General features: G+C 46.0%; 10 protein-coding genes, 1 tRNA gene and 1 rRNA gene (2 of these 12 only partly in view). 11 read left to right on the forward strand and 1 reads right to left on the reverse strand.

Annotation, left to right across the window (positions count from 1 at the left end; all coding sequences use genetic code 11):
- The 3 genes from A4V09_RS01015 to A4V09_RS01025 all read left to right on the forward strand — a co-directional run.
- Window positions 1–1,475, forward strand: a 23S ribosomal RNA gene (locus tag A4V09_RS01015); it begins 1,409 nt to the left of the window's first position.
- 88 nt (window positions 1,476–1,563) lie between these two features.
- Window positions 1,564–1,636 (forward strand) — tRNA-Asn (locus A4V09_RS01020).
- Window positions 1,637–1,807: 171 nt separating this feature from the next.
- A complete protein-coding gene (locus A4V09_RS01025) occupies window positions 1,808–2,044 on the forward strand; it encodes a hypothetical protein (protein WP_065540701.1) in 237 nt (78 codons plus the stop codon).
- A 612-nt stretch (window positions 2,045–2,656) separates the two neighbouring features.
- Here the strand turns inward: A4V09_RS01025 and A4V09_RS01030 are convergent.
- Complete coding sequence (locus A4V09_RS01030) at window positions 2,657–3,571, reverse strand: AraC family transcriptional regulator (protein WP_065540702.1); 915 nt, start codon at window positions 3,569–3,571, stop codon at window positions 2,657–2,659.
- Window positions 3,572–3,757: 186 nt separating this feature from the next.
- Here A4V09_RS01030 and A4V09_RS01035 point away from each other — a divergent pair, with 186 nt between their 5' ends.
- From A4V09_RS01035 to A4V09_RS01075, 8 genes are all read left to right on the forward strand, one after another.
- On the forward strand, window positions 3,758–4,978 hold the full coding sequence (locus A4V09_RS01035) for an MFS transporter (RefSeq protein ID WP_065540703.1): 1,221 nt from the start codon (window positions 3,758–3,760) through the stop codon (window positions 4,976–4,978).
- Window positions 4,979–5,190: 212 nt separating this feature from the next.
- Complete coding sequence (locus A4V09_RS01040; protein ID WP_065540704.1) at window positions 5,191–5,379, forward strand: hypothetical protein; 189 nt, start codon at window positions 5,191–5,193, stop codon at window positions 5,377–5,379.
- A 444-nt stretch (window positions 5,380–5,823) separates the two neighbouring features.
- The gene (locus A4V09_RS01045; RefSeq protein ID WP_065540705.1) at window positions 5,824–6,234 is read left to right on the forward strand and encodes a peptide deformylase; all 411 of its coding nucleotides are present in this window, start codon (window positions 5,824–5,826) and stop codon (window positions 6,232–6,234) included.
- 62 nt (window positions 6,235–6,296) lie between these two features.
- Window positions 6,297–6,557, forward strand: coding sequence for a DUF1653 domain-containing protein (locus A4V09_RS01050; protein ID WP_065540706.1), 261 nt, complete (start codon window positions 6,297–6,299; stop codon window positions 6,555–6,557).
- A gap of 307 nt (window positions 6,558–6,864) precedes the next feature.
- Window positions 6,865–7,530 carry a response regulator transcription factor gene (locus A4V09_RS01060; RefSeq protein WP_065540708.1) on the forward strand — a complete coding sequence of 222 codons (666 nt, stop codon included), beginning with the start codon at window positions 6,865–6,867 and terminating at the stop codon, window positions 7,528–7,530.
- Between the two features lie 96 nt (window positions 7,531–7,626).
- Entirely contained in the window at window positions 7,627–8,541 is a 915-nt protein-coding gene (locus A4V09_RS01065; RefSeq protein ID WP_065540709.1) for an ATP-binding cassette domain-containing protein, read from the forward strand.
- A complete protein-coding gene (locus A4V09_RS01070) occupies window positions 8,534–9,277 on the forward strand; it encodes an ABC transporter permease (RefSeq protein ID WP_084043384.1) in 744 nt (247 codons plus the stop codon). The genes A4V09_RS01065 and A4V09_RS01070 overlap by 8 nt, the downstream gene beginning before the upstream one ends.
- A 105-nt stretch (window positions 9,278–9,382) precedes the next feature.
- On the forward strand, window positions 9,383–10,000 hold the 5' portion of the coding sequence (locus tag A4V09_RS01075; RefSeq protein ID WP_065540710.1) for a sensor histidine kinase. The gene runs 273 nt beyond the window's last position; only the first 618 of its 891 coding nucleotides appear in the window; the start codon lies at window positions 9,383–9,385; the stop codon falls past the right edge of the window.

The raw sequence follows: 10,000 nt of genomic DNA on the forward strand, positions 1-10,000 counted from the left end.
CAGGTTGAGATTCCTGTACTGCGATATAACAGAACTGTGGGGACACGTGTGGAGAGCACATCCCGGGAATGGAATCCCGGGGCAAGCGAGGTAGGAGTCACATAGGAAAATCCGTGTGGCGATCCGAAGACGTGATGCGGACCGAACTAAAGTAGGGAAGTGTGTGAGCCATGCGTCAAGAAAAGCCGCTATTGTTTATACCGTACCCGTACCGTAAACCGACACAGGTGGATGAGGAGAGAATCCTAAGGCCGACGGAAGAAGCATTGCCAAGGAACTCGGCAAAATGACCCCGTAACTTCGGGAGAAGGGGTGCCAGGGAGACCTGGCCGCAGAGAATAGGCTCAAGCAACTGTTTAGCAAAAACACAGGTCTATGCGAAACCGAAAGGTGAGGTATATGGGCTGACGCCTGCCCGGTGCTGGAAGGTTAAGAGGAGATGTCAGGAAACGAAGCATTGAATTTAAGCCCCAGTAAACGGCGGCCGTAACTATAACGGTCCTAAGGTAGCGAAATTCCTTGTCGGGTAAGTTCCGACCCGCACGAAAGGCGTAATGATTTGAGCGCTGTCTCGGCAATGCATCCGGTGAAATTGAAGTACCAGTGAAGATGCTGGTTACCTGCGCCAGGACGGAAAGACCCCATGGAGCTTTACTCCAGTTTGGTACTGGGGTCCGGTATTGCATGTACAGGATAGGTGGGAGGCTGGGAAGGCATGACGCCAGTTGTGCCGGAGCCAATGTTGGGATACCACCCTTGCAGTATTGGGCTTCTAACCAGCCGCCGTGACCCGGCGGTGGGACAATGCCAGGCGGGGAGTTTGACTGGGGCGGTCGCCTCCGAAAGAGTATCGGAGGCGCCCAAAGGTTCCCTCAGAATGGTTGGAAACCATTCGCAGAGTGCAAAGGCAGAAGGGAGCTTGACTGCGACACCGACGGGTGGAGCAGGTACGAAAGTAGGGCTTAGTGATCCGGTGGTATTAAGTGGGAATGCCATCGCTCAACGGATAAAAGCTACCCTGGGGATAACAGGCTTATCACTCCCAAGAGTTCACATCGACGGAGTGGTTTGGCACCTCGATGTCGGCTCATCGCATCCTGGGGCTGTAGTAGGTCCCAAGGGTTGGGCTGTTCGCCCATTAAAGCGGTACGCGAGCTGGGTTCAGAACGTCGTGAGACAGTTCGGTCCCTATCCGGCGTGGGCGTAGGATATTTGAGAGGAGCTGTCCTTAGTACGAGAGGACCGGGATGGACGGGCCGCTGGTGTATCTGTTGCACTGCCAAGTGCATAGCAGAGTAGCCAAGCCTGGAAGGGATAAACGCTGAAGGCATCTAAGCGTGAAGCCCCCCTCAAGATGAGATATCCCATTCATAAAGAAGTAAGACCCCTTGAAGACGACGAGGTGGATAGGGCAGAGGTGGAAGTGCAGCAATGTATGGAGCTGACTGCTACTAATCGGTCGAGGGCTTGACCTAAGCATGAAAGTGCGAACGGCGGGTAAGAGAAAAGGTTTTTGTGTTTTGTATATGCGGTTTTGAAGGTACGGTGTATCAGTGTATCTATTCCTCCTTAGCTCAGTCGGTAGAGCATGCGGCTGTTAACCGCAGTGTCGTTGGTTCGAGTCCAACAGGGGGAGCTTCAAACTCCGTAAACATGATTGTTTATGGAGTTTTTGTGTTGTACGGAATTTTTAAGACTAAGTGCAGTCTGTGTTTTGGGAGGGAACGTATGAAATATAATAATATCTGGCAGGTAACCTGTATGGGATTGAAAACCTTATAATGGCAACATAGAAGATCCTGAGTTTGTGCATGAATTCCTTCGCCGCATTGTTGACGATTATCACGTACCTATGTTTTGTGCTTTAAATGATGCGGTTCCGGGATTTGCAGAGATGGATTTTGTGGATGCGTTTGCATCTGTTCCAATGGTGAATGTTTCGATCGTAAATGAATTTATCCGTCTTATCTACAGCGTGAATTGGACAAACCACAGCCTTTTTCGGGACAGCTATGCTGGAGGGGAAAGAACGGGAATCCTTTGAGGATTTCATTATCTGGTCTAACGGACGTTTTCTGTGTATAGATCCAGAGGGCGTATTATGCAAGGGCTGTTGCCACCCAGCATCTCACAACGCTTCAAATTGGAATTTCTGCCACATATTTAGAGTTTGAGTCTATTGATAAGATAGCGGCGTTTGTTCGTGACTATGTTTTAAGAGCAAAATCAGGCCCGACACCTGCCATATTCTTTTTTAATATATCACCCTGCACAGCACAGGAAAAGATACAGGCCGCTGTCCAGGCCGTTAAAATCTATGGCGCCCCTGGAGCAGATGAAAACACACCATACCTGCTTCCAAAGTTCCGGCCATTTGAGGACTTCCTGAAGCATAAATTGGAGAACAATCCGGAGGGATATACATTTGAGTAGATGATACAATCTGCATATTCTTATGCGGCAAATAAAAAGACCAGCTGGGGGGCTGGTCTTTTTGGAGAAGGTATTTCTTCTTATGGGGTGTAGCAAAAACTATATAATGTATTGGGGGGTAATTTATTTATACTATATTTCGACAGATAAGTGTCAACAAAATTTCAAAAATATCCGGATAGAAATTGTGTAGTTTTAAAAACACGCAGGATTCATTGTAAGATTAGACCGGAAAACGGATATTATCCGCGGGTTCATTATGCAATCTGAAGGCGGAAGGTGTGACTCCGTACCGCTCTCTGAAAAGTTTTGTAAAGTAACTGGGACTTTGGAAACCGCATTGGTCCGCGATTTCTATAATACTGTGGCGGCTCTCAGTAAGGAGATGCACGGACATAGCAAGCCTGTACTGCTCAAAATATTGGGTGGGTGTCAGGCCCAGTACCTTTTTGAAATCCCTCTGGCATTCACGTTTGCATATACTGGCCTGCTCTGCCAGTTGTGTCACGCTGACGGGTTCCTGGTAATGGCTATGGAAGTAATCCAGCATTCGCTTTACACGCTCCATCAGAAAAGAGGCCCTGGTCTCCCTCTGCTCTAATTGGTCCTTGCTATGCCCAAGAAGGAGTGTAAAGACATTGGTAAGCAGGCTTCGTACGGTAAACTCATATAAATCCGGTTTGTTTTTACAGACCGTGATCGCGTCTTTTATGGAAAGAGATGCCTCTTTCTGCCAATCTGTATCTGTGTGGAAGACATAGCCTGCCATGGATGGGCAGCGCATGAGCGGAAGCATATATTTATCATAAAGTATACTGCCGACATCTCCGTAAATCAGGCGGGGATGGAATACAATGTCGCTTTCTTCATAGGGAATGCCCGACTCCTCAAAAAAGGCATGGGGAATGCCTGTATTGATAAAGAGAGCCTCTCCGGCGCAAAGAAGAAAACGTCTGCTCCCAACTGAACACTGCAGAGTTCCCCGGTTCAGATACACCAGCTCGATTTCTTCATGCCAGTGCCAGGGCACATCACCCTGGTTCGGTCCGCTGTAATACCAGGCACATGGGAAGGCCAGGGTTCCATGATTGAGTAGTTCCCTGCCTTTTTCATCAACACGTATGGGAGTGCTAATCATTTTTCACCTCAGGATATTTTAGTCTGTCGCTTTTCTTATAGTATAATACGCAATCTTTATGGAAGCAATCCGCAATTTGAAGTATAATATGCCAAGATACTGATTTATTGCGGTTCACAGTCACCATTTGGGAAAGCGTTGGTGAACTGTAACCTGAATTTGAGACATAAGAGGGGTTTATATCGTATGACATCATTGTTATTGATTATTATCTATCTGGCTTTTATCAGTCTGGGACTTCCGGATTCCCTTCTCGGATCGGCTTGGCCCAGTATGTATCAGGAATTGGGAGCATCTGTCTCCTGGGCTGGTATTATCACTATGATCATCGCTGCAGGGACAATCGTTTCCAGTTTAGCAAGTGATCATCTCACCCGGAAACTGGGGGCCGGCAAGGTTACTGCCATCAGTGTGGGAATGACGGCTGTGGCATTGTTTGGCTTTTCCATCAGTAATTCTTTTTGGCTTTTATGCCTTTGGGCAGTGCCCTACGGGTTGGGAGCGGGAAGTGTTGATGCGGCACTCAATAATTTTGTGGCCCTGCATTATCCCGCCAGGCATATGAGCTGGCTGCATTGTATGTGGGGATTGGGAGCCAGCATCGGACCTGTAGTAATGGGATGGGCTGTGGCAGGAGGATTAAAATGGAATGGCGGGTATCAGACCATTTCTATTATGCAGGTGGTTTTGACTGCAGTCCTCATTTTTTCACTTCCACTCTGGAGGAAGATGCAGAAATCCCACGCAGCAAAAACAGGGGATGATTCGGAAGTATCTGAAAAGAATCCGGGCCGTCACTACACAATGACTCAGCTTGTGAAGCTGAGAGGCGTTAAGGAAGTGCTGATTTGCTTTTTCTGTTACTGCGCTCTGGAAAGCACGGCAGGTATTTGGGCAGCCAGCTACTGTACCTTATATCACGGAATCAGCCCGGAGCGGGCAGCGCGCTGGGCGGGCCTTTTCTATATGGGAATCACAGCGGGCCGGTTTGTGTGTGGGTTTATCACTATGAAAGTGAATGACCGAAATATGATACGTTTGGGACAGGTGGTAACTGCCGTGGGCATTGTCTGCATTCTTCTTCCTATTGGAGGAAATGTGCTCTTTGCCGGATTGATTTTGGTTGGCTGCGGATGTGCACCCATTTATCCCTCCATCATCCACGAGACGCCGATTAATTTTGGGGCAGATTTAAGCCAGTCGGTCATTGGGGTACAGATGGCGGCTGCCTATGTGGGAACCTGCCTGGTTCCGCCTCTTTTCGGGCTTATTGCACAGTATATAAATATTGGTCTCTATCCGGTTTATATGGCAGTTATACTGGTCTTAATGGTAATTATGTCAGAAAAGCTTCATATTGCTGTGCTGCATAAAGACATAGAGTTTCGTACTGCGGAGGAGAACTAGTCTGTGCAGGCACTGTTTTTTGAATCCTTGTATATAAAAAACATATCGGTTATACTTCTAAAAAGAGGTATAGCCGTTTTTTGTATAAGGCGATATGCGGCTGGACTATACTGTGGGGGCAGAGTGTGTCTGCCTGAACGGGAAAGGGGGATATTAGGATGATATGTCAGAACCGGGAGTGCTGCCAGGCTTGAACGGCAGGTTGATTTTATGTGGCATCCAGCGGAGCCGCAGTTACACAACCGGAGGCAGTAGTCAATGCCATTGTTAAAATCTATGCATTTGCGTCTGTTGTGGTGTGGATCCTGGTCGTTCTGGTAATTCTGTTTTACGGTTTGGATAAAAAGTACCCTGCTATTATAATGGAATTGTGTGAACGGGAAGCTCGGGGAGAAATGTAAAAGAGAGGAAGGACAAGGGTCTGGCCAGCAGCCGGGCTCTTTTGGTATAAGGAAAAAGACCAGCAGGGGAGCTGGTCTTTTTGGAGAAGGTATTTCTTCTTATGGGGTGTAGCAAAAACTATATAATGTATTGGGGGTAATTTATTTATACCTTATTTCAAGGAAAAAGTGTGAACAAATATTAAAGAGATTTATTGCTGAAATTGTGGAATTTTAAATGTGAGGAGAATTTGTTGTAGAAAAAGACTGGAAAAAAGTGGAAGATTGGAGTTTCATTATGCAAAATGGGAGGATAAGGGAAAAGATACTGGCTCCAGGAAAATGGGAGGGAGGAGGGAAGAGATGCCTGAAAGCTTGTATATAATTTGAAAATCGGTTATACTTCAAGCAGATGGATCTTGATAGTTCTTAGAGTGAAGAAGAACAGTTGTTGAAGGAGATATTATGGTAAGAGCAGTGGTGAGAGACACTTTTTTTCTCAGTCAAAAATCGGAACCTGCCGGGAGGGATGACGATGAGGTGGTAAAGGATTTACTTGACACCCTTCAGGCTAACCGGGAGCGGTGTGTAGGGATGGCAGCTAATATGATCGGCGTTAAGAAACGTATTATTGTGGTCAGTACGGGCAGGGTGGACATGGCTATGCTGAATCCGGTGATCCTTAGGAGATCCATGCCTTATGAGACAGAAGAGGGATGTCTTTCCCTGGAGGGAAGCAGAAAGACCACCCGTTTTGAAACCATAGAAGTAGAATACAGGGACCGGAGCTATAAGCGATGCAGACAACGGTTTAAAGGATGGACCGCGCAGATCATACAGCATGAAATTGACCATTGTAATGGGATTGTAATATGAGATAAAAGGGAACGATGCAGCAGCCAGGCGAAAATTTGCATGCACACAAGAAGGAGGGTATTATGGATCGGGATTTGAGGCCAGGGGATATTGTAAGGAATTTTAAGAGAGAAACCGTGCATCCGGACAGTGACTTATATTTGTATCAGATTATTGCATTCGCAACGCATTCTGAGACAAATGAAAAACTGGTGATCTATCAGGCGCTATACCGTCCGTTTGGAGTATGGGCCAGGCCGTATGATATGTTTATGAGTGAGGTGGACAGAGAAAAATACCCGGAAATCAGTCAGAGATACAGGTTTGAGAAAATCGAAAATTAAATATAACAGCCTTAACTGCCGCCTGGTAAAAAAGACCAAACGGCAGTTTCTATTGTCGCTTTTTCAGCTTGCGTATTTTCAGTGGTGTATTATGGAATATTTGCTTGAATTTCTGGACAAACATCTGGTAGTTGGCAAAACCGTTTTTTTCCGTAATATAAAATACGGAATAATCTGTTGTAAGCAGGTCTGTATAAGCGTGTTCCAGGCGTATGCTGGTAAGAAGGAATAGCCTATAGCATAATGGCCGCCCTATTGTTACAATATGAGTTAAAGTGTATGGAGGCAGAAAGCGAGGCAGCGTTTTATGAAATATATTGCAATTATAGAAGATGATATTCCCATCGGTGATATGGTAGAAGCTATTTTGAAAAAGGAGGGATACGGGGTGCTGCGTGCGTATTCAGGGACGGAGGCACTGCTGCTTTTGTCCCAGAGGCATCCGGATCTGATCCTGCTGGATTTAATGCTCCCCGGACTGAGCGGGGAGGAAATCCTTCCAAAGCTTTCCGGGATTCCCGTTATTGTAGTCAGCGCGAAGGCTGGGTTAGACGACAAGGTGAATCTTCTGCTGGAAGGCGCTTCGGACTATATCACAAAACCTTTTGAAACAAAAGAATTGTTAGCCAGGATAACGGTGCAGCTCAGAAAGGCGTCCATTCCCTTTGATCATACAGAATTGATGTTTGAGGATCTGTGTCTTAATACGGAAACATATCAGGTTATGGCAGACGGTATGGCTGTCCGCCTGACCAAAACGGAGTTTGCTGTTTTAAAACTGCTGATGCAGAACCCTTTCCAGGTCATTACAAAGGCACGGATATTGGATTTGATCAGTGAAGATACACCGGACTGTATGGAAAGTTCCCTGAAAGTACATGTGAGCAATCTGCGGAGAAAACTCAGGGAGATAACAGGAAAAGATTATATTGAGGCAGTATGGGGAATTGGATTTAAAATGCGTGAACAATAACCTGACAGTATCTTTACGGTTTCTTAACTGTTTCCTTAACCGCTTTCTTAACCATGTCGTGCTATTATGGCTGTATCAAATAAAGGAGGCGCTGATATGGATTACGTTTTGAGTACAGAGAATCTTTCAAAACAATATAAGAATTTTAAAGCTTTAAACAGACTTTCCATGCATGTGGAAAAAGGAGCAATTTATGGATTTATAGGAAGGAACGGGGCCGGGAAGACCACTCTCATCCGCTTGATCTGTGGACTGCAGAAGCCCACTTCCGGGGAATACACAATCTATGGGGAAAAATATACTTCCCCCAACATTCTCAAAGTGCGCCGGCGCATGGGAGCAGTGGTGGAGACACCGTCTATTTATCAGGACCTGACAGCGGAGGATAATATGCGTGTGCAGTATGCGGTCCTTGGACGGCCATCCTATGATGGGATTAAAGAATTACTGGAGTTGGTAGGCCTTTCCGATACTGGAAAGAAGAAAGTAAAGAATTTTTCTCTGGGCATGCGCCAACGTCTGGGAATTGCTATAGCGCTTGCGGGCGATCCGGATTTTCTGGTGTTGGATGAGCCGATCAATGGCCTGGACCCTCAGGGGATCATCGAAATAAGGGAATTGATTCTGAAGCTGAACCGGGAATACAGGATTACTGTGCTGATCTCCAGCCATATTCTGGATGAGCTTTCCCGGCTTGCCACACATTACGGATTTATTGACAGCGGAAGAATTGTGAAGGAAATCACCGCAAAAGAACTGGATGCTGCATGCCGGAAGGGGATGCACATGGTGGTATCTGACGTACAGGCCCTCAGCCGTGCACTGGACGAAAGGAGAATAGAATATGCCGTTGCTTCAGAGTATGAAGCCGACGTCTTTGGTGAGTGGAGTGTGACAGATCTTGTGCAGGCCTTATCAAAACAGGGATGTACGGTGAATAAGATCACAGAGAGGGACGAAAGCCTGGAGAGCTATTACATCAATCTGATCGGAGGTGGCAGCCATGAGTAAACTGCTTCATGCAAACTTTTTACGCCTGCGAAAGGATAAATATTTTTGGATTGGAAACCTTGTAATGGGTCTGTATGGTGTGATCCACAGTGTGGGACAATATCGGAATGTGAAAGTATATGATATGAGTGTCACATTTGACTCTGTATTTTTTGCCTCTCATATTGTAATAGGCTTGCTGATCGCGGCATTCTGCAGCCTCTTTGTGGGGACGGAATACAGCGATGGAACCATCCGCAATAAACTGATGGTAGGGTGCAACCGAAGAGATATCTATCTGTCAAACTTTATTACCTGTGCGGCAGCAGGTGTGTTTATGAATTTTGCTTATATGTTTACCGCATGTATTGCGGGAATCCCTCTCTTTGGATTTTTTGAAATGGGATGGCAGGAGATAGTTATATATATCGTAAATGGTATGCTTATGGTTGTTGCGTTCGCAGCGATTTTTACCATGCTGTCTATGCTGAATCAGAATAAGGCATTGGTGGCGATCATCAGTATGATGGGTATATTTGCTCTTCTGTTTTTGTCTATGTATATTACTATGAAACTGGGAGAACCGGAATTTACTGATGCGGTTTCTATGTCAGAGACAGTTGGTGATACAGTTACACAGACCATTCAGCGAATACCCAATCCTATGTATCCCAGTCCATCACAAAGAAGCGTTTATCAGTTTTTATTGATTTCCTTCCTACAAGTCAGGGGATACAGATTTCATCGGGGGCTGTGACACATCCGGGTACAATTGGGCTTTATTCTATCGCTATAGCGGCTGCTGCGAATATTATTGGAGTTTTTTGTTTCAGCAGGAAAGATTTAAAATAAGGAGAAGGTTATGGTATATCTGCTTAGTATTTTATGCGCCGTTCTTGTTGTGGTCAACGGTATTTTAATAATGAAGATCGAGGGAATGCGCAGGGCGGCAGATGAAATATGCCAAGAAATTGATGCCAGGCTGGGCAGAGATACAAATGTAGGAATTGATCTTACCATTTCCGATGGTAAGATGCGCTTTCTCGCTGCTGAGATTGACAGGCAGATGCGGAGGCTGCGAAAAGAACATATACGTTATTTACAGGGGGACAAAGAACTAAAGGAGGCTGTTACCAATATCTCCCATGACCTGCGCACGCCGCTTACGGCTATCTGTGGGTATATGGAACTGCTTGAGCAGGAGGAGGTATCCGAAAAGGTACAGGGATACCTGGCGGTGGTCCAGGAGCGGATTGATACGTTGAAACAGCTTACAGAAGAATTATTCCGGTATTCTTTGGTGGTTTCAGCCAATCAATATGAAGAAAGAGAGTCTGTGAATTTGAATCGGGCACTGGAGGAAAGTATAGCGGGGTATTATGGGGCTTTAAAGGAGGCGGGGATCACTCCTAGAATCTGTATTCCGGAAGAGAAGGTTATGCGGCAGCTGAATAAGGCTGCCCTTTCCCGTATACTTGCA

This window comes from Blautia pseudococcoides, from assembly GCF_001689125.2.
Taxonomy (GTDB): Bacteria; Bacillota; Clostridia; order Lachnospirales; family Lachnospiraceae; genus Blautia; species Blautia pseudococcoides.